This window comes from Thalassotalea coralli, assembly GCF_055786205.1.
On sequence record NZ_JBVVBK010000003.1, the window covers coordinates 167536 to 189265 of the forward strand.

Consider the following 21730-nt stretch of genomic DNA (forward strand, 5'->3'; position numbering starts at 1 on the left):
ATTTCTTACTGAATCCAGCAATTAAAATTTAACCTATTTTCAATAGCTTTATAAAAATTGTATACAATTTCTTCATTCTTCAATTGCTCTTCAACTTCGCTTTTTAGTACAATGCGTGAAATTTTTAATAATAAATAAGAATAATTGTGAAAGAAGGATTCAAAGTACCCCATACCCTTATCTTGTTATTAGGCATGATGCTAGTTGCTTACATCGCAACTTGGATTGTCCCACAAGGTTTTTTCGAAACAGTTACTTTAGACAATGGCCGTCAAGCCGTTGTACCTGGCACTTACGCCCTTGCTGAAGAGCAAACGCGTTTATCGCCAATGGACTTTTTAGTCGCCATTCCTCGTGCATTTGCTGCAGCGCAAGACGTTATTTTCTTCGTCTTTATCGTTGGTGGTGTATTAGCAATTGCCCGCGCTACAGGTACCGTTGATGCGTTAATTGGCCGCTTACTTGAGCGCTTTGGTGAAAAGCCAAACATGCTAATTTTCATGGTTATTTTCTGTTTTGCCATGGCCTCTGGCGCGATTGGTACTGCAGGTGAATATATTCCGTTTGTCCTTATCTTAGTGGGCTTGTGTAAAGCAATGCGCTTAGATGCACTAACCGCTGTCGGCATGGTCATTTCAGGTTACGGTATCGGTTACGGTGTTTCAGCCTTTAACCCTTTTACAGTAATGGTTGCGCAAAAAGTTGCCGACATTCCTGTCTACTCTGGTATTGAAGTGCGTTTAGCGATCTTCCTACCGTTTGTATTAATTGGTGTGCACCACGTATGGAGCTATGCAAAGAAAGTTCATGCAGACCCGAAAGCGTCTTTAACTTACGGCCTACCTTGCCCGTTAGCGAATGCAGAAGATGCTAACTACCCTAAATTAAACAAACGTCATCAGTTAATTCTATTCGGACTAGTCGCCACAATCGCGACAGCGGTTTGGGGTATCTCTCAGCAGGGTTGGTACTTATATGAATTAGGTGCTGCCTTTATCTGTTGGGGTATTTTCACAACTATCGTAGGTAAGATTGGTGCTGATCGCGCAGCAGACGAGTTTATCGAGGGTGTCAAAGACCTTGCGATGACAGGTGTTCTTGTTGGTGTTGCTCGTGGTATCGCGTTAATTATGGAAGACGGTCAAATTCTTCATACGTTAGTTCACGGTATGTCGATGCCGCTTTCACACTTAAGTGCTGAGCTAGCATCTGTTGGTATGTTTGTTATGCAAACATTATTGAACCTATTTATCCCATCAGGTAGTGGTCAAGCATACGTAACTATGCCATTGATGGCGCCAGTAGGCGACATTATCGGTGTTAACCGTCAAATCGCGGTACTTGCTTACCAGTTTGGTGACGGCTTCTCTAACATGATTATTCCTACCAATGCCGTGCTTATGGGTATTATCGGTATGGCGGGTGTTCCTTACCACACTTGGTTCAGATTCTGTTTACCATTACTAGGTAAGTTAATGTTGGCGGCAGCTATTGTATTAGTACTTGCAGTAACCTTTGATTACGGCGCAGATGTTCAACCTAAGGTTGTAGATGCTGCTTCTATTCAACAGGTAGAACAAGAAAGTTAAACGCCGTTAGCTTATAAATAGATTCAAAAAAGCCGCTAGTTAATCATAAAACTAGCGGCTTTTTTAATGCTCAGGATTATTAATATATCCTAGTTTAAAAAGTCTAATTTAGGCTTTCTGTTCAGCCTGCCAACGTGCTTTTATATGATCGGCCACTCGAAAAGCATTCGCGTAAATGGTGAAGGTGTAAGGAACACTACCGCCTGTTGGCATAAAGGCGCCGTCTGTTACAAACAAGTTGTTCGATTCATGTGCTTGGCAATACTTGTTTAACACTGATGTTCTAGGGTCGTCACCAAAGCGACAGCCGCCCGCCATTAAATTAGAGGCAGGTGCACTACTTACTGACGTAGACACATTTTTAGCGCCCATAGCTTCGAGTAGTTTTGCCGTTTTATCAGCGATGTATTGCCCTACTTCTAAGTCTTGTTCGTGAGCACCGATGCGGATCTTAGCAACTGGATCGCCCCATCTATCAGTCACTTCATCATCAAGGCTAACAAAGCAATCGTCTGTAGGTAGCCAGTCGTTAAATACTTCAAAGCGCAGCGTTTTATAGCTATTAAATTCTTTGTATAAATTCGCTTTTAACTCTTCACCCCAAACAAGTTCACCGTCATCGTTCCAATGACTGTCTGAAGCTTTAGATATTGGGTTGCGATAAAAGAGAAAGTCTACCGTGCCGCCTTTGGCTCTGCCGTTTTTGTTTGCGCCAGTAAAATCTTTATCGTCTATCTGGTACCAGTCTTGAAGCGCGCGGTTTAAGAATGGCCCGTCGGAACGAAGTGCTTGTTCTTGCTCTTTCGTTAAATCGTCAAAGAAGAAATCACCTCTTCCTGTACCACCACCACTAAAGAGTAGGTTCTTACCCACTTGTCCTTGGTTATTGGCAAGGCCATTGGGGAAATAATCACTCTTAGATTGCAATAATAGTCGACAGGTTTCTACTGCCTGACATGCCACCACAAAAGTGTCTGCCTCAATGAATTTTTTGCGGCCTTGTCCATCATAATAATGTGCTTTGGTTACCTTGCCGTTATTGTCGCTTTCAAGGTGATACGCTTTAGCATTAGCCACTATGGTTAAATTACCTGTGGCAACAGCGTCGTTTAACAAGGCTGCTCTGCCGCTTCCTTTAGCGCCTGATGAACAACCATAACGACTGCAATAGCCTGAATATTCACAGCTGCGACGACCTTTATCTGGCGTAGACAATATCGCTCTAGGCACAGGTATCGCATGATAGTTTATCTCTTTAGCTGCTTTATCAATCCAGCTTGCAACAGGGTGATCCACCAGTGGCGGATATGGAAAATCGCTAGAGCGGGGCTCTAGGTGAGGGTGTTTAACGACTTTACCAGAAACACCTACTTCACGCTCTACTTGTGCATAATAAGGTTCTAGTTCGTCGTAGCTAATCGGCCAGTCAACAACATTGGCACCTTTAATCTCGCCAAAGGTTGAACGAAGGGCAAAATCGACAGGTTTTAATCGATGAAAATAGCCACTCATAAAATTTGATGAGCCACCTACGACATTACCGTTCCAGAATGTCCAACCAGAATCTGATGTGGCTTCTTTTGTCCAATGACGTTTACCGTCATCATCTTCATGCCAATCTTCGATAACGTGCTGCTCATCCTCAAGCTTTGGATTGTAGCTATCGCGATAATTAGCTGCTAACTCGTCTTTATAGAAATCTTTCTCTGTTAACCAAGGCCCTTTTTCCAGCACTATCACTTTCGCGCCAGCTTTTGCCATTGTGTAAGCTACCGGTGATGCCCCTGCGCCACTGCCAATTACGCAAATATCTACCTTCATGCTTTCACCTGCTTAACTTGTATCTGCTTGTCTTGTACCTGCTTAATTTCACCTATTCGGTCACCAGCACTTTTGTTTAACTCTTGAATGTAGGCCGTTTTGCTTTGCTCTGTATTGCCGCCGTATGTTGTACGAGCAGGTAGTTCAAAATAACGTTTTCCTTTAGGTGGCAAAGGAAAGCCCATCGGATGATTTAACCATTTCCAGCCAATACCATCAGGATTACCACCGTAAGAAGGCGGTGCCAGCATAGCTTCGTAAATATTCATGATCAGCATATTGAGCCAATTTTGGCCCGCTTGTGAACGATTAATACCAGTTAAAGTCGCCTGTTTTTGCTCAGTGTTTAGCTGATGAAACGGCTTTTGATGGCGTTTTTGCGTATACCCTTCTAACCAGCCTAAGCCGCGAAAAATGAAATCTTTTTCAGGCTGAGGTGTGGGTTGTTCATTTACCAATAAATAAAGGTAATAACTCGCTTGAAGCTCTTTCGCGCCTGGGCCAGAATCTGAGCTTGGTAGCAAATGGTTTAATAAGGCATCTAAAGATGACCAGTCGTCACCTTCTAGCGCTTTTTTAAAACGTTCTGCGCTTTGCTCTGACGCAACTGCCCATACTGGCGACATAGCAACGGCTGCCGCGCCAGCGGCAGCTTTTAATACCTTTCTGCGATGAAGCTTTTTCTCTAACCATTTAGGTATTTGCTGATAATCACGGATAAAGTCGCTCATTCACTGGCCTCTACTTTTTCGATATTTTTCGCATTGTTATTAAAATGCCATTTCTCAATAAAGGTTAGCCAAGCATTACGTGAATGCTCACCGTCATTATCGAGAAATTCTCCAGTATCTTTAGACAGTAACATTTTGCCAGCGCCCGTTGAAACATAGATATGGGGATAACCTAACACTGGAGGCAAAGACTTCATGAAGGCTTCGTTTTCGTTAGTGTCGCTAACGTTAATTTTTAACAACACGTAATTATTGTGCAGTGCTTGATAAATATCAGGGTTTTTCTCTAAAAACACATCCATTTTTTGACACCAAACACACCAATTACCGCCAATTTCAATAATAATATTACGGCCAGTGTCGCGCGCTAACGCAATAGCGTTGGTGGCATCTTTGAAGGGATCGCGTTTATCATCATAAATGACGCTGTATGCCGGCAATTCGTGTTTAAGGGTTTTGGCAAGTGCTTTGCTATCAGCCTTGATTTCAACGCTAAATAAAACAAAAAGTAAAAAAGAAAAATATATTGTCGCTATCCGCATTCACTGAACTTCCAGTCATGTACATCTGCACTATAAGACCCTGTCTTTTAATACAAACTTTCACGACCTACGCAAATGTAAGTCGTGAATGATTATTAGCTTCAGTGTAGCGGGTAATTCCTTATAAGTCGCCTCCGACAGGTAAACCACTTGGCACATAATCAGGAATTTCTTTAGGTTCATTAGGTGTGGTTAATGTCCGTAAAAAGGCTTCAACTCGGCCAAATGCATCTTCCCCTAGGTTTACTTCTAAGTCACCACGATCTTCGTAAATAGAAATGGCACTTCGTAATGTATCGCGCTCACCGGTGTGCATATATGGAGCAGTTGCAGCGATATTACGTAAACTTGGCGTTCTAACGGCAGCCCTATTTTCTAAGATAGGTTGGTCGTGATGAATCAAATTATCAGAAAGTAATGGCCCCTTGTGACAACGCGCACAGCCAGCATCAATAAAGGTGTTCAGCCCAGCTACTTCTTCGTCAGAAAATACCGCAGTATTGCCACTCATAAACTGATCGAATCGACTGTTAGTGCCATTAATAGTGCGTTGATAAGTGGCTAAGGCTTTAGCGACTAAATCCATAGTAATGGCTTCAGATTCAGGAAACGCTTCAGCAAAAAGCGCTTGGTATTCTGGATAAAAAGCCAATCGCTGTTCAATCACGCTAAATATCTCTTCTTCAGAGTACTCTTCTCCACGCATTTCAATCGCATTGGCAATAGGGCCTAAGCTCTGAGCCTCAAGTGAATCAGCGCGTAAATCCCAAAAATAAGGGCCAGCGGTAAAAGTAGCTATATCCGTATTTACATCTATTCCGGTAAACGCGGTATTGGCAATGGTTGGCGAATGTATAGGGGTTACTATAGAGCCATATCTATCAGGGCCTAATCCAATACCATCAACGCCAATAGAAAACTCTCTACCATCAGCCCAGCCAAAATCAGGGTGGTGGCAAGTCGCACAAGCAACGTTTTCACCACCAGACAAAACAGGGTCCCAAAAAAGAAATTCACCTAAGCGCTCTTTCTCCTGTGAATACGGGTTATCTTGTGGATGGGGAACTTCATTAGGTAAAGAAGAGAAGGTTGCACTGTAATCCCTAGGGGAAACATCTCCCCCGCCGTTATCAGAGCAACCGATGAGAGAAACAGACACGAATATCAATGCGCCGATTTTTTTCATGACAAAACCTTAAGCTATAACGATTAATGGGCGCATGGTAGCAAGACCAATGTCAAAGAAATGTCCATCGAATGTAGCAAGCTGTAACAGCAAAATTTAAATCAACTATCTCGCCATTCGCCTCAATTCTTCGGTGTAAAAATGACTAACAAGCAGATATAATTAGCGGCAAATTTTAGACCCAAGGAAATTTCCACTATGCGACCAAGCGGCAGAACGCCAGGACAAATTCGTCCGGTTACCATTACCCGTCAATTTACCGCCCACGCTGAAGGCTCAGTATTAATCGAGTTTGGCGATACCAAAGTTATTTGTACGGCATCTGTAGAAGAAGGTGTACCGCGCTTTTTGAAAGGTGAAGGTAAAGGTTGGATCACGGCAGAATACGGTATGTTGCCACGTTCTACTCACACTCGTATGCGTCGTGAAGCGGCAAGCGGTAAGCAAAGTGGCCGTACGCTAGAAATTTCTCGCTTAATTGCACGTTCACTTCGTGCTGCAGTAGATTTAAAAGCCCTTGGTGAAAATACCATTACTATCGACTGTGACGTTATCCAAGCTGATGGCGGCACACGTACCGCATCAATCACAGGTGCCTGCGTAGCATTAGTTGATGCATTAAACATGATGCGCGCTAAAGATATTATTTCAGTAAACCCGTTAAAGCACATGATTGCAGCCATTTCAGTGGGTGTATATAACGGTGAGCCAGTAGCAGATTTAGACTACCCTGAAGATTCTGCCGCCGACACTGATATGAACGTGGTCATGACCGACACAGGTAAACTTATCGAAGTACAAGGCACGGCTGAAGAAGCGCCATTTAGCTTCGACGAGATGCAAGAAATGTTAGTGTTAGCAAAAAATGCCATTAACGAATTATTCGACGCTCAGAAAAGCGCATTAAGTTAATAAGGATTCCCAAATGAAAGCATATCAACGCGAATTTATTGCCTTCGCTATTGAAAAACAAGTTCTTCGTTTCGGCGAATTTACATTGAAATCTGGCCGTACAAGCCCTTATTTTTTCAACGCAGGTTTGTTTAACACAGGTAAAGATCTAGCACGTTTAGGTCGTTTCTACGCGGCAGCTTTAGCAGAAGCGAATGTGCCATTCGATTTACTATTTGGCCCTGCTTACAAAGGTATTCCAATTGCGACAACAACGGCTGTTGCACTAGCTGATCACCACGATCGCGACGTACCTTACTGCTTCAACCGCAAAGAAGCAAAAACGCATGGTGAAGGTGGCAACTTAGTTGGCTCTGCACTTGAAGGTAAAGTGATGCTAGTTGACGACGTAATCACAGCAGGTACTGCAATTCGTGAATCGATGGAAATCATCCAAGCGAATGGTGCTGAATTGTCTGGGGTACTCATCGCATTAGATCGCCAAGAAAAAGGCCAAGGCGAATTGTCTGCGATTCAAGAAGTAGAACGTGACTTTAACACGCAAGTAATTTCTATCGTTTCTTTAGGTGATTTAATTACTTACCTAGAAGAGCAAGGTGATATGAGCGAAGCGCTTGAAAGCATTAAAAGCTACCGTGAGCAATACGGTATCTAATTTAGCTTACTAAAGTTAGCAAATATATAAAGAAAAACGCCTGCTTATTGAGCAGGCGTTTTTTTATCTTGCTTAAACGTGGCTAATGGTTGCTTGCTTTTATCTAGCAAGGTCAACGAAGTCGATGTTGCCTTAGCAAAGCGTACCTCCACCAACATAGCCATAAATGCCATGTCTGCATTTTCAACATCATGACAAAAGCGCTTGGTTGATGCCAACATTCCAAAAATTAGAACATCTTCTTTAAGCTTAACTGGTCCACGAAAACGATTACAGCCATCATACCCTGCTACTTGATCTTTAGACTGAAACATCAGCATCGGCTTAGCTTCAGGTAACGTAATACTTTCATCTGAGTGCAAAGTAACAAGCTGCCATTGACTGCCCGCCAGCTGATCATTTGCCATCACAGTTTCTGGTGGTTGCTCGGTGCTTTTACACCCCGTTAGCAACAATGCACCTAATACACATAAAGAAGAAAAAGCTTTAGTCCACGTTGTTTTCATATCGTCCGTCTGCTGAAGTTAAAGAGTCTGTTTCAGCTTAGCTGATTTAATAAACTTTTGCTGCTGAAATTAACACTTGTGGATCTAGTCGCACTCTAAAATTCGGGTTAACGTAACTGAAAGTGACCAGCCCTTTTTCATTAATCATGTAAACCGCAGGAACAGGCAATACTAAACGCTCTTGTCCTTGGCTATTCGTTTTGAGAGGATTCTTCAAATCAAGCTTAGCGACGTAGCGCTTTGTGGTTTTTTCTGAGGCAAAAAAAGCTAGGCCGAATGCTTGGCTAACCGCTGAATTAAAATCTGATAACAGTTCATAGTCTACTTTCTGCTCTTTAAGGCTTGCTTGTAACATTTGCGGTGAATCTGTAGAAATCCCTACTAAACGGTAACCTAACTGCTTTAATTGCGGTTTAATCGCCTGTAACTGACCCATTTGAGTATTACAGAACGGGCACCAGCCGCCTCGGTAGAAGAACAATATTGTTTTCTCGCCATTTAGTATGTTGGCAAGAGAAACCGTTTTACCTTCCATCGTTTGAACTTGAACATCTGGCACCTCTTGACCGTTTAGCAACGGAGAAACTAATCCTGCTTCTTCAGCAATGTCTTTCGTTGCATAAGCGTTGGCGAATCCAGAAAAGGCGAATAATACTGTTATTATGGTAAGAAATTTTTTCATTTTATCTATCTTTGTTGTGAGCTTGGCAAATGTGACCGTGAGCAATTAAACTTTCTTTCATAATTCTTAAAACTTGCGACAAGGGCAGCGTTTAGCCCCTAGTATTCGTAAATAACATTTGCTGGAAGCTAAGTTATCGAATATGGTTAATATTAGTGTCTGATTCATTTATGTTTATTTACTCCATGCGCCTGAGCCTCGAAGAGGTTGTACGTTTAAAATTTTCCCCATTTTCCCGAAGAACTCTTCTGGCTGTTTTGAGCATCTGGTATTTAACCTTTAACCTATTTTTTGCTTCCCAAATACATGCCAACTATGTACAACCAAGCTCCTTACAACCCAATATTGTGACGCAAGATAGGCCTGCAGAAACGCAAGTTATCACCATTTCATTACCAGACGAGGCGTCGGTACAAGCCGCTTCACCGGAACGATTTCAGCAATTAGTTAATTTTTTACAAGAATATTGGCAAATTTGGGCAATAGATAACCAAATATCAATTCGATTTGTTTACCTTTCTACATCAGACGCACTAGACATGCTAAGGCAAGGAAAAGTCGATGTTGTCGCTATTACGTCATTTAGACCTGCTGCAAACGATCTTTTATTCAGTATTCCCTATGCGAAATTTGAGCAACGCATTTATCGAAATCTATTACCCACGTCAGCCAGCACAACCAAAGTTGCGATTTTAGATGAAACTAAAACGGCACTAAAATTTTTACCTACCCATATTGAACGAGAATACTTTTCCGACGTTGAAGAGTTAACAAAGCACTATAAAGACTACAATGCTATCTATGCAATACGCCCTTGGCAGCTTGAAATAATGCTAGATGAATTAGGTATTCGTCAGCAATTTCATATTAACAAAGAAGAAGTCCCTGAGTTACCTATTCACTTTACCTTACGTAAAGATAGTAGAGAGTTAATGGCCCTAATCAACGACAGCATTCGTTTGATTAGCAATGAACAAGCTAACCTATGGCGTAGCAAATACTTTAGTGGTGAAAACAACAATTTTGTTTTAACGCTGGGAAAGTTTCTGCCAAACCTTACCCAAGAAGAGAAAAATTACCTAATCGACACGAATGTTATTAAATATCCGATAAGTCCTAATGGCTTTCCGCCATTTATCATTGATCAAAACTATAGCAATGTAACCTATCGAGGCTTTTCCATAGATTTGCTCGATAAAATCTCTGACAAGTTAGGATTACAGTTCGTTCCGCTTCGCGTTGATTCTATCGCTGAAGTTGAAAACGCAATAAACTCTGGCACGGCTGAGCTGTTTGCTTTTGCTGAAGTGGTTAATTTAGGTGAAACTAAGTATCGATTTACCCAGCCTTATTTACCTGCTAAATACAGTGCTTTTTATAATCCAAATCAAAACAGTTTTGCGCGGGTTTCCGATATAGACAACGCCCGCATCGCAATAGTTAAAAATTACCAAGTTAGTCAATTAGTACAAAAAAGATTTCCTTCGGCCCAGTTCTTCCCGTTTGACAACGAACAGTTGGCGTTAGCTGAAGTTGCCCGTGGCGGCGCAGATGTGTTTATCGGTCGCTCTCTTACCGCTTCCTATATAGTAAAACAAGAAGGCTTTGCTAACTTAACCGCTATCCCACTCTCTAGCTTCCGTCCTAACGCTAAGTTTGCTTTTGCTGCATTGCCGGAAAATCAGCCATTGATAGAAATGATCAACAAAGCGTTAAAAAGTTTTACTGACGACGAAATGGATGCCTTATATGCTAAATGGAGCCATACCGCTTTCCCTGAAGCAGATGTTCAAGGTCAAGTCGCAGATGCCTATCGACAGGCAAGTTACTTATTTCTCACCATCTTGCTTATCGCCCTGATCGTTTTTTGGATTTACTATCGTCAACTACAGGTCCGTAAGCTAGCACAGAAGAAAATAGAGCATGCGCTAGCTATTGCCGAAGCAGCTCGCTCGGAAGCCGAAAAATCTGCCCAAGCAAAAATTACCTTTTTAGCGAGAATGAGCCATGAAATTAGAACCCCAATGAATGGTGTTTTGGGTATGGCTGAAGCACTCTCTTACAGCACGTTAAATAAAGAACAAGAAGAGCTGCTAGACACCTTAGAAGGATCGGCACGTCACTTACTTGCCTTATTAAATGACGTACTCGATTTCTCAAAAATGGATGCAGGCAAGCTTACCTTAGAATCAGTGCCTGTGAATATGCATTTACTCGCTAACAACGCCATAAAGAGCTTTCATCATGTCAAAATCGAACGCCAGTTAGCGTTGGAACTGGACATAGATAACAATATCACCCACAGCTACTATACAGATCCTACTCGACTCAACCAGGTATTGAATAACCTGATCAGCAACGCTATTAAATTTACCGAACAGGGAAGCATTGTTTTATCGATTAAACGCATAGCGCAACGTGCTGAAAAAGTTGATATTTACGATACGATCCGCATTTCAGTGAAAGACAGTGGTATCGGCATATCTCCGGAACAGCAAGTGTTGCTGTTCTCTCCTTTTATCCAAGCCGATAGTAATATCACCCGAAAATTTGGTGGCACGGGTTTAGGTTTAAGTATTTGTCAGGAAATCGTTTCTGCGATGGGCGGGCAAATTCAAGTAAACTCTGATATTGGCCAAGGTAGCGAGTTTTTCTTCGACTTAACCTTTAAAGAAGCAGGGTTTGAGAGAGAAACAACCGATCGCCGTAAACGTAATCGCCACAACCAGCCGCCACCCGATGATAGGTTTAAAGACATCAGAGTCTTGGTAGCAGAAGACAACCTTGTAAACGTTAAAGTGCTCACCGCACAACTAGAACGTATAGGCATTAAAGCCGATGTTGCTTACGATGGCCAACAAGCGCTAGAAAAACATCTAGAACTTCCTTACGACATTATTATTTCTGATTGTCATATGCCTAATATGGACGGCTTTGAGTTGGCAAAACGCTTAAGTAAAGATAAAGATTCTGGGCTTTGGCTTATTGCCGTAACCGCAGACGCATTAAGTGGTGCAGCCGAAAAATGCCTAGCCGCAGGATTTGACGATTACATGGCAAAACCTTGTCCTCAAGAAGAAATTACGAATAAATTAAATCATGCCTATCGCGCGTTACTTAAAAGTCGTTTAACTATCTTAAAAACCATTAAACAAAGTGAACACCCTGCAATATTTCATCCTGAAATTCTTGTGCATGCTAATGGCGATAAATTATCGGTTGCGCTAGAAAAAGCCAGAGCATTTTCTGCTGAATGGCCACAAGAAAAACGCCAGCTTCTTATCCATCTCGACAACATGGACACCCTTGAACTTACCAAGGTCTTAAAAAGAGTAGCGCGAAGTGTTAGAGATTTAGAGCACGATAAAATGCTAGAAATTGTCAATCATTGCACGTTAGAGTTTGCCAATGCTGACTCAGGTGCGATTCAAGATAACGTGCTAGCCTTGTGCTCTAATTTAGATTTATTTTTTGTCGAGGTGATGGAGTGGCTTAGTGAGCACGACTTTCAGCCAACAACTGACGCACTCAATCATGGGTGATATTAAGCCACCCCCCATCTTTTAATCGCCAACAAAAAGCCCGATACTAAATCGGGCTTTTTGCTCTTTGTTATAAGCAATTAGATATCAGCTAGTTGCTCATGTCATTTTTTAGCGTAAATCGTTACACCTTAAACTTGCTAACGATGCCACTTAATGTTGAGAACTCTTGTTGTAAACTGTCGCAAGCGTTTTCTGTTTGTTTCAGATTAGTTACGCCTTGCTCGTTTAGCTCCATCAACTGAAGAATATCTTCGTCTATCGACTTAATAACATCGCTTTGCTGACTGGTGGCTTCTGCCACAGCATGGTTTTCGTTATCAACTTCTTGCAACGCGCCAATAATTGCCTGCATTTTTTCATCAGCTAAGTTAGCTTTTTCAACGCTTGCATCGCTGTTTTTCTGGCTTTGCTCCATCGCATTTACTACGGAAATTGTGCCTGATTGTAGGTTTTCAATCATATTTTCAATTTCAGTTGCCGCCTCTTGCGTGCGCTGTGCTAACTGTCTCACTTCATCAGCAACAACTGCGAACCCTCGACCCGCTTCACCGGCACGTGCCGCTTCAATTGCTGCATTTAGCGCAAGTAAGTTCGTTTGTGAGCTAACCCCCATAATAACATCTAAGATGCTCGCAATATTTTGTGCCTCTTGACGTAACTTCTCGATATCACCACTTGAGCTTTCCATGGTATTAGACAATTGATGAATTGACTCAATGTTCGCATTAAGCGCTTGCGTGCCTTCAAACGATTGATCACGCATAGAAGAGGTTAACCCTGAAGCATTGTGAGCATTGGCGGAGATTTCATCTGATGAACTATTGAGTTCAGTAATCGCACTTGAAACGCTAGTACCACGGCTAAGCTGCTGCTCCGCCATATCCATACCGTTATGAGCACTATTTCTCACTTGTTCAATATGCCCTTCTAGTGCCAAAGCCGATTGTTGAACTTGACTCACCGATGCGTGCATCGTTTCGATAAAGCCATTAAAGTTAGCAGACAGCTCACCAATTTCATCTTTATTATCAATGGTCAAGCGCTGTGTTAGATCACCGTCACCTTCAGAAATATCTTTAATTGCATCGTTTAAACGGTAAATAGGCTTCATTAAGTGCTGGAACCAAAAATGTAGAATAACCACACTCACCAGTAAGCTAATAATTCCAACGATAATGGCGTAGTTTCTTGAGTCAACTAAAGGCTGAAAAGCTTTTTCTTTCTCTAAGACAACACCAACATACCAATCTACTGAATCTATGCCGTCAATATGAATAAACGAAACAACGTGTTCGCCAACATCAAGTAACTCAGTACTTCTATTTGGGCTAACACCTAATACTTCTTTAACATTTTTATTGACCATGCCTTTTTGTGGATGGCTAAGTATCTTTCCATCAGCGGTGACCAGATAAGCATAACCTAAATCGAGGAAATCTATCATGTTAAGGATCTTAGCTATCTCATCTAAGAAAATATCGCCACCAGCAACACCAACAAATTGACCTTGTGAGTAAATAGGCGCTACCGCAGATATTACTTGTTGATCTATCGTTGCATCGAGGTAAGTTTCAGTAAACGAAGGCTTTCCTTCATTTTTACCTAAGGTATACCAAGGGCGTTGCCTAGCGTCGAACCCAGCAGGTAGCTGAATGCTCGGATCGTCTAAAATAAACTGGCCACTACTTTCTACACCAATGTAAGTATTTTTTAATTGACCTGCCTTCACCGCTTGCTGAACTGAGGTCATCATTTCTTCTGAACTATCGCTAACATTAGTATTTTGTGCGATGGCAGAAACAATTTGGAGCTTACTTGAAAGCCAATTGGCTATCGTGCCAGCCACTGAGTGACCAATTTCATCAATAGCATTGGATAAATTTTCTTGGGTATTGTTTTTTAAAGAAACGTAGTTAATGGTAGTTGAAACTGACAATGCCAGAATTAACAACGCGACACTAACAATAATAATTTTATGTGCGAACTTTAACTGCAACACGTGTCTTACTCTCTTCTATTTTACTGCAACGATTAACCATATCACCGCTTACATAATAAACCAATTAACTTAACAAAATAGTATATTTGTATATTTTATACCTTTGATTTAGTTATATAAATATTGAATTTGATAGGATTACATATTCCAAATACTTCTATAAAAATAGTCTAAAAAATACCAAGTTTCGAATAAATAGTGGCAAACTAAAATACTTAGAATATTTACTTTAATTATTAGCGCGACTAGGCAAAGGAAGATAAAATGACGCATAAATACATACTCACCTGGCAATGCCCAGATACATCTGGTGTGTTAGCGAAAGTGACACAAAATTTGTTTGAGCATGGTGCGTTTATCACTGAAACCTGCCAATACAGTGATCCATATACAGACACCTTTTTCTCTCGAATTGCATTTGATGACCGTCATTTAACCGTTCCTATTGAAGAATTTGCTGAAGGTCTTAATGAGCTAGCTAGCCCTCTTAACATGGAGTATCAACTTCGCAACGCTGAAGAAGTACCCAATGTGATGATCGCAGTATCTAAAGATGACCATTGCTTAGTATCTTTATTAACTAAACACAAAGCTGGCGTGCTACCCATTAACATTGTTGCCGTTGTCTCAAACCATACCGATTGCCAAGCGCTTAGTGAGTGGCACGGCATTAACTTTCATCATCTTCCGGTTTCTAAAGAAACGAAAGCGCAGCAGGAACAGAAGTTAATGTCGCTATTTAACGAGTATGACTCTGATTTACTCGTACTTGCTCGTTATATGCAAATTTTGTCTGATGACCTATGCGGCCAGCTACGAGGCAAAGCGATTAACATTCACCATTCATTTCTTCCAAGCTTTAAAGGCGCTAAACCTTATCATCAGGCACACCAACGAGGTGTTAAAGTTATTGGCGCTACCGCACACTACGTGACGGCTGATTTAGACGAAGGCCCAATAATTGCCCAAGAAGTAAAACCTATAAATCATACCTTTACCATTGAGCAAATGGTGCACTTAGGCCACGATATCGAAGCTACCACACTCAGCCATGCGGTAAAAATGCATGCCGAGCAACGCATTTGTTTAAACAAAGATAAAACCGTAATTCTAAAATAGCCCAGCGCTAAATAGGTAAGTGAAGATCAACACGCCCTAACACTTTACGGTTTGATTTTTCAGGGCGTTAAGGTATAAGGAAGAAAACACATTGTTGATCTTTCTTTATGTCTATTAACTACCAGATAACACCTATTGCCCTGAACCATCATTTATTTCAGGTAGAACTTCACTTTACGCCAAAGCCGAATACCCAACATATTCTTAGCTTACCGGCTTGGCTCCCTGGAAGTTATATGATCCGCGACTTTGCCAAAAATATCGTGGAATTAGCAGCGACTGATGAAAACGGGCAGTCACTGTCATTAAAGCCCGTGGATAAACAAAGCTGGCAGCTTGAACAAACCTCTTCCGCGGTAAAAATTACTTACCAAGTGTTTGCTTTCGATTTATCAGTTCGAACGGCGTACTTAGATAACCAACGCGGCTTTTTTAACGGCAGCTCAACATTTTTGTCCATATCAGATTTAGAAAGTTCACCATGCACATTAACCATCAATAATGCCGCAGGTAAAGACAACTGGAGAGTCGCTACAGGATTAACTAGAGGGCGAGGAACCAACGTTTTTGAATTTGGCGAGTACTTAGCTCAAGACTATCACCAACTGATAGATTGCCCTGTCGCCATAGGCGATTTTGACGTTACTGAGTTTTCTGTTGAAGGTATTAAACATTATTTGGTCTTCACCAGTAAGCATTATGGCGATACAGAAAGGCTGGCAGAAGATGTTGGTAAGCTTTGTCAGCATCATATATCACTATTTGGCGAGGCACCGTTTGCAGAGTATTGGTTTATTACACACTTGCAAGCAAAAGGCTTCGGTGGTCTAGAACATAAAAATTCAACGATATTGCAAGCAAGTCGCTTTGATTTGCCAAACCCTAACAAGCCTGATGAGTTATCTGATAACTACAAAACCTTTTTATCGTTATGTTCTCATGAATATTTTCATGCATGGAATGTTTGCCGTATTAAACCAAAAGAGTTTAGGCCTTACGACCTAAGCCAAGAAGTGTACACACGCCAATTGTGGGCTTATGAGGGGATTACCTCCTACTACGACGACTTTTCACTGTATCGTGCTGGTATTATAGATTTCGACGCATACTTGGCCTTGCTAAGCAAAACTGCAACTCGCGTCAACCGAGGAAAAGGGCAACTCAAGCAATCAGTGAGTGATTCCAGCTTTTTTACCTGGAATAAGTTCTACCAACAAGGGCCAGATGCCGTAAATAACATTGTTAGTTATTACACTAAAGGTTCACTTATCGCACTTTGGTTAGATTTAACTATACGCCAAGAATCTAATGGCCAGTATAGCCTAGACCAACTGATGCGCGAGCTGTGGATCCATTTTGGTCGACCTCAAATTGGCACTAGCATGAAAGATTTTGCCGCGATTGCCAATGTGTTGTGCAACAAAGATATCGCACCGGCGTTAGAGCGCTGCTTAAATGCCACAGAAGCATTCGACCTCAGTGAAATACTGTCTGATTTTGGGGTAAGTTGGCAACCAAGTAAATACAAACAACTCAATAGCTTAGAAACTATTGTCAACGACCAAACACAACCATTTTTCGGCGCTATGTATAACGCTAATGAGTCGGGTTTAAAAATAACTCAAGTATTAGAAGACTCTCCTGCCGCCAAAGCAGGAATTATTGTTAATGACGTCGTTGTTGCGATTGACGGTATTAAAGCAACAGATAGCAGTATCAAAGCTATTTTTAACAATTTATCGATAGGCGATACCGTACGTATTCACAGTTTTCGAGACGATATATTGCTCGAAGACGAGCTAATTATTGAAGACTCACCTATAACGGGTATTTGTTTAAAAGTGTCAGATCCTAGCAAGGCTGAGAATTGGCAAAAGGTATTTTAACCAATGCCTCTACCTCAGTAGTTGAACTAGATTTACTCTAGTGTAAATAATTCGAGACACTAATTACTCTCGTGAACCCCCCAAGAATTAGTAACATTTGTTACTTTATTATAGACTAGCGATAAATCGAACTGACAGAGAACTGCCATGATCAAAATTGAAAAAGTGCATCACGTTGCTTACCGCTGTAAAGACGCTAAAGAGACGGTTGAATGGTACAAAGATAAATTAAACATGGACCTAGTTTTGGCAATTGCTGAAAACGAAGTGCCATCGACTAAAGCGCCAGATCCATACATGCACATCTTTTTAGATGCAGGGATGGGTAATGTTTTAGCTTTCTTTGAGCTACCGAATAGCGATGAAATGGGTCGTGATGAAAATACCCCAGCTTGGGTACAGCACCTAGCATTAAAAGTGGCAGATGTAGATGCTCTGATCGCCGCTAAAGCATCGTTGGAAGAAAAAGGCATCGATGTGTTAGGTCCAGTGCATCACGGTGTATTTAAGTCAATTTACTTTTTCGATCCAAATGGGCACCGCCTAGAACTAGCCGCAGATATTGGTACCCCTGAGCAATACAAGCAATTAAACGAAGTTGCGCCAGCTATGATCGAAGAATGGTCTAAAACCAAACGAGCACCAAAGCACGCAGCTTGGCTACACGAGTTAGATTAATTGAATCAGATACTCTATTAATACTAAGGCCGGAGATACCGGCCTTTTTTTAATTCAATCGTTTAACAAACTCGTGTTATACCCGCTACAGTGCTTGCCATGCGTTACCACTGCCGGGTGCTTCCCCCTTTGTCCACCATTTGGCGCGATAGCGTAGTCCCTGATACATTACTTCATCACCTTGACTGTACGCGATATCTGCCTGCCATTCTCCGTTTGAATTCACCTCTAGTTGCCAAGGGTCACCCAAATCAGGCTGATGATTTTGACTCCACCACTTTGCTACATAAACTTTCGAATCGTAAGACACGCGATCGCCTTCTAAATAAATAACTAATGGGTCCCATAGCGGTGCATCTGGCTGAGTTGTATCATTTAAAATACTGACATTAAAAGACTGATAGGTTGAAAGTTTACCATCGGAAACACTAACAGTAACAACAGCTGACGAATCTTGAGACACTTGATTGGCTGTGACTGTCGCATCAGCGCTTGCTCCTGAAACTGTCGCATCACCGCTTACTGACCAGCTGTATGTGAGTGGATCTTGGTCGTCATCAAACGCATGCGCGTGAACATTCGCCATGCCTCCCTCAGTTAAAGTAATATCACTTATTGGTTGAACCACCGGAGCTCGGTTTTCTGACTGTTGAACAATAGTTAGCTGATAAGAATACTGAGTATTCGTTGCCCATACCTGATTGCTTCCAATACTCTGTTCATCGAAATTAATATTACCAGCGCTGTCGCGCACACCAATGTTAACGATGCTTGCGTACATAGACGTTACTTTGGCAGCAAGCGCTGATTGCCAATTAGAAGCGTTAGACTGAGTAATAACAAAAGACTCATTGATTAATTCACTGCCGCTAGCATCAAACAATCTAAACCATGCACTATCACCAACATCTGCCGTTTGATCTTGTCGAACAAAATAACCTAGATTGTGCCAAACATCAGGCGTTGTAGCGTCGCCATCAATAATAATGTCAGAACAGTTGTAAAAACCTTCACCTGCTGCATCATAGCGCTGCCACCGAGTAAACAACAACGCCTGCCCTTGTCGCTCTGAAGGTATAGAAACTTGAAAGTCGTAATACCGCTGGCCATTGGCTGCTGTATAAAAAGGTGTATCGTCAAAAGACGACACCAATTGTAAGTCATCCCAGCTCAATACATCGGTATCAGCATTAAAGGTCGGCTTTGACAGGTAAAATCGCCAGAAACTCGGATTATGCGGAACCTGAGCATTAAATCTTACCAGTATTTTTCCCGAAGAATCTGGAGTCACGGTTGTTTTTTGCCAGTGAGGTGACGCGACATTAAGCCCTGCTTTTTGAGCAGAGCCCGCAGCGCAAAGTGTGCCATCTGGAATTGCAGCTTTTACAGCATCAAGATTGAGGTAGTCTTCAACATTTGCCGCAACTTCATGATCCTGCGTAAACGGATAGTGACCCGAGATTAGAAACGAAGCACGGCAGGCTTGGTTCGGAATTCCGGAGCCATCTTCTGGCCACCAATACCCTCCTTGTTCCTTACAAATGGTTTGCCGTGCTTTTGGAATTTCCGTGAATCCGTGACCGAAACTGCTTGGAGAATTCAGTATAAAAGAGACCCCACACACTGCGAATATACTTCCCCAGTTGCCTTTATTTAAGTTAGACATTATTAATATTTCCTGTTGCTAAAGCACGTAATGTGTTGTGCTTTGTGAGTACATTTGCAGCAAGCTGCAAACCTAGCGTTCTCAGTTACAGGGTATAGAGTGATAACTAACAAGAAGAAATGTGTAGAGTAATCTCCTACAGCTCAGTCATTCAGGCATTTTAATGAAAGTAGTCAAGTAAAGATAAAACAACTTTAAACTATTAACGCAATATCACTAACAACACTAACCTCTGGTTACTTTTTGAACACCTAGATTGTTAACAAAAATATTACAATTTTCAAAACTTTTTATGACAATTAGATAGTTGCACAAACGAGCAAGTAACTTTTTTGTAGTTATATTACAGTCAGATAGAAGTTTTAGGAGAGAGCAGAAAAAGTTTTACACGCTTGCAAAAACGCGGAATATTTTACTCGAAAATCAAAAATTTAAATTGATTAACCGCAGTTAAAATCAGAGTTGTTATTGTATTTATCTATTAAATATCGCTTTTTATTCTTTGGTAAAATTACAAGATTAGTATCTTATCTAAGTGTAAGACGTTTGATTGTCAGCCAAGCAACTAAGTGCTTGGCTACGCATAAGGTTCAACAACTTACATAAATCAGTATTTTGCCGGAGTATTTTTGTTAGGTAGTGTTGCCTTCATAAATTGACGAATATCGTCATTAGACAATTTTAAATCTTCTTCTCGAAGATACATCATGTGCCCACTTCGATACCCTTTAAAAGACAAACGAGATTTCATTTTGCCACTAGGATCTAGTTGCCACATGGTGTATTTCGCATCGAAATAATTAGTCGCGCCGTCGTAATAGCCCGCTTGAATCATCACATTCAAATAAGGATTTTGCGCCATTGCTAATCGCAGGTTTTCACCCGTATTGTTATTGCTACGATCCCAAGGGTGCACAGAGCCAAACATATTGTATTTTATATCAGTTTTATACTTTAACTCTTCACGTAAATAGTAATTAATAGCAGGCGTAAAACTGTGCAACCACGAAGTTAATTCCGCATAATAATCGGGGCGGCTACCGGCGACTTTCTTGTCTATTCCCAAATAGCGTGAATCTAATCGACCTAGCGTTAACTCACGATCTTTTAATAAAGTTTTCCAAAAGTATGACGTTGAAATATCCAAGTTACTATCTAACACTTCTTTTAAAGGAAGCCCTGAATACAAAGAAACCTTCTCTGCGATAGCGAGCTTTTCTTCTGACGATATAAACGCCCCCTTAGCTAAAGCTGGTAAGTACTCATTAACCGTAAAGCTCTCAACTTCAGGTAACATCTCCAACAAGTCTTTGTTTTGCAAACTTGCGTCCAAAGCCTTGTGATACCAAGCTGCGGCGGCGAAATACGGCAATCTATTTGCCGCTTTCACAGGGCCTTCTCGCTTAATACCTATATCTGTCGGTGATACTAAAATAACGCCATTTAAGTACATCCATTGGCGATTTTGCAGCTCCAACGCTAAGCCAGAAACGCGAGTAGTTCCGTAACTTTCACCAATGAGGTATTTAGGTGAGCGCCATCTGTTATTGCGGGAAACAAAGGTTGTGATCCATTCTGCAAGATATTTTACGTCAGCATTAACACCAAAGAACTGCTGCTTCTGTTTATCTTTAGAAGGCATTTTGCCGTCTTTGTTTGGCAGCACACGGGAATAACCGGTATTTACAGGGTTTACAAAAACAATATCAGCTACGTCTAGCACAGAGTGCGGGTTAGTCTTAACGCCATAAGGTTGTAAAGGGTACCCTTCACTATCGACATTTAGCACTTTTGGTCCAGTATAAGCAACGTGCATCCACACAGAAGCAGAGCCTGGTCCACCATTAAATGATATTAGTAACGGGCGAGATGCTTTATCTTTAACGTCTGTACGCTGGTAATACGTATAAAATAAAGTGGCGCTTGGATTCCCCTGACTGTCCCACACGGGTTGCGTACCTGTTGTCGCAGTGTAAGCTACCTTTTTATCTTGAATGGTAGTTGTGTGCTTAGTGGTATTACTTTCATCTATCGCAATCTTTCGGCTGTGCTCCTGCGCAAGTGATGACACGCTTATTATCAAACCCATCAATAGCGCAATATTCTTAGCAAGTTTCATCGACTATCTCCTCATTTTTCTTCAAAGATAGCGTGTTTTAGAATAGTGTGTCAGCTAGGCTAAGACTAAAGGTAGAAAAAAGGCGCTGAATATC

The 21730-nt window shown here is 41.5% G+C and carries 16 protein-coding genes; 7 read left to right on the top strand and 9 right to left on the bottom strand.

The features are described 5' to 3' along the window. Window positions 1-146: 146 nt before the first annotated feature. A complete protein-coding gene (locus ACOB80_RS08955; RefSeq protein WP_473165477.1) occupies window positions 147-1589 on the top strand; it encodes a YfcC family protein in 1443 nt (480 codons plus the stop codon). A 108-nt stretch (window positions 1590-1697) separates the two neighbouring features. Here ACOB80_RS08955 and ACOB80_RS08960 read toward each other — a convergent pair whose 3' ends face one another. The 4 genes from ACOB80_RS08960 to ACOB80_RS08975 form a co-directional block, all read right to left on the bottom strand. Further along, complete coding sequence (locus ACOB80_RS08960) at window positions 1698-3410, bottom strand: GMC family oxidoreductase (RefSeq protein ID WP_473165478.1); 1713 nt, start codon at window positions 3408-3410, stop codon at window positions 1698-1700. Then, complete coding sequence (locus ACOB80_RS08965; protein WP_473165479.1) at window positions 3407-4141, bottom strand: gluconate 2-dehydrogenase subunit 3 family protein; 735 nt, start codon at window positions 4139-4141, stop codon at window positions 3407-3409. The genes ACOB80_RS08960 and ACOB80_RS08965 overlap by 4 nt, the downstream gene beginning before the upstream one ends. Further along, window positions 4138-4683 carry a thioredoxin family protein gene (locus ACOB80_RS08970; RefSeq protein ID WP_473165480.1) on the bottom strand — a complete coding sequence of 182 codons (546 nt, stop codon included), beginning with the start codon at window positions 4681-4683 and terminating at the stop codon, window positions 4138-4140. The genes ACOB80_RS08965 and ACOB80_RS08970 overlap by 4 nt, the downstream gene beginning before the upstream one ends. 121 nt (window positions 4684-4804) lie before the next feature. Further along, window positions 4805-5869: a cytochrome-c peroxidase gene (locus tag ACOB80_RS08975; RefSeq protein WP_473165481.1), complete on the bottom strand. Its 1065-nt coding sequence runs from the start codon at window positions 5867-5869 to the stop codon at window positions 4805-4807. Window positions 5870-6067: 198 nt separating this feature from the next. On the opposite strand from ACOB80_RS08975, the gene rph reads away from it, so the two are divergent. Beyond that, the gene (gene rph, locus ACOB80_RS08980; RefSeq protein WP_473165482.1) at window positions 6068-6781 is read left to right on the top strand and encodes a ribonuclease PH; all 714 of its coding nucleotides are present in this window, start codon (window positions 6068-6070) and stop codon (window positions 6779-6781) included. 13 nt (window positions 6782-6794) lie between these two features. Next, a complete protein-coding gene (gene pyrE, locus ACOB80_RS08985; RefSeq protein ID WP_473165483.1) occupies window positions 6795-7436 on the top strand; it encodes an orotate phosphoribosyltransferase in 642 nt (213 codons plus the stop codon). A gap of 44 nt (window positions 7437-7480) precedes the next feature. Here the strand turns inward: pyrE and ACOB80_RS08990 are convergent, their stop codons facing one another. Together ACOB80_RS08990 and ACOB80_RS08995 are read right to left on the bottom strand one after the other, a co-directional pair. Then, window positions 7481-7942, bottom strand: a complete 462-nt coding sequence (locus ACOB80_RS08990) for an META domain-containing protein (protein ID WP_473165484.1) — start codon at window positions 7940-7942, stop codon at window positions 7481-7483. A 46-nt stretch (window positions 7943-7988) separates the two neighbouring features. Beyond that, window positions 7989-8624, bottom strand: coding sequence for a peroxiredoxin-like family protein (locus tag ACOB80_RS08995; protein ID WP_473165485.1), 636 nt, complete (start codon window positions 8622-8624; stop codon window positions 7989-7991). Window positions 8625-8971: 347 nt separating this feature from the next. Between ACOB80_RS08995 and ACOB80_RS09000 the strand changes: the two genes are divergently transcribed. Next, window positions 8972-12166, top strand: a complete 3195-nt coding sequence (locus ACOB80_RS09000; protein WP_473165486.1) for an ATP-binding protein — start codon at window positions 8972-8974, stop codon at window positions 12164-12166. Between the two features lie 124 nt (window positions 12167-12290). On the opposite strand, the gene ACOB80_RS09005 is transcribed toward ACOB80_RS09000, so the two are convergent. Then, entirely contained in the window at window positions 12291-14168 is a 1878-nt protein-coding gene (locus ACOB80_RS09005) for a methyl-accepting chemotaxis protein (protein WP_473165487.1), read from the bottom strand. 264 nt (window positions 14169-14432) lie between these two features. Here ACOB80_RS09005 and purU point away from each other — a divergent pair, with 264 nt between their 5' ends. The 3 genes from purU to ACOB80_RS09020 all read left to right on the top strand — a co-directional run bounded on the left by purU (window position 14433) and on the right by ACOB80_RS09020 (window position 17851). Next, entirely contained in the window at window positions 14433-15287 is an 855-nt protein-coding gene (gene purU, locus ACOB80_RS09010; RefSeq protein ID WP_473165488.1) for a formyltetrahydrofolate deformylase, read from the top strand. A 107-nt stretch (window positions 15288-15394) separates the two neighbouring features. Further along, a complete protein-coding gene (locus tag ACOB80_RS09015; RefSeq protein WP_473165489.1) occupies window positions 15395-17173 on the top strand; it encodes a M61 family metallopeptidase in 1779 nt (592 codons plus the stop codon). A 147-nt stretch (window positions 17174-17320) separates the two neighbouring features. Then, window positions 17321-17851, top strand: coding sequence for a VOC family protein (locus ACOB80_RS09020; RefSeq protein ID WP_473165490.1), 531 nt, complete (start codon window positions 17321-17323; stop codon window positions 17849-17851). A gap of 85 nt (window positions 17852-17936) precedes the next feature. Here the strand turns inward: ACOB80_RS09020 and ACOB80_RS09025 are convergent, their stop codons facing one another. Then, complete coding sequence (locus ACOB80_RS09025) at window positions 17937-19517, bottom strand: lytic polysaccharide monooxygenase (protein ID WP_473165491.1); 1581 nt, start codon at window positions 19515-19517, stop codon at window positions 17937-17939. 607 nt (window positions 19518-20124) lie between these two features. After that, window positions 20125-21636 carry a S10 family peptidase gene (locus ACOB80_RS09030; protein ID WP_473165492.1) on the bottom strand — a complete coding sequence of 504 codons (1512 nt, stop codon included), beginning with the start codon at window positions 21634-21636 and terminating at the stop codon, window positions 20125-20127. Window positions 21637-21730 lie beyond the last annotated feature (94 nt).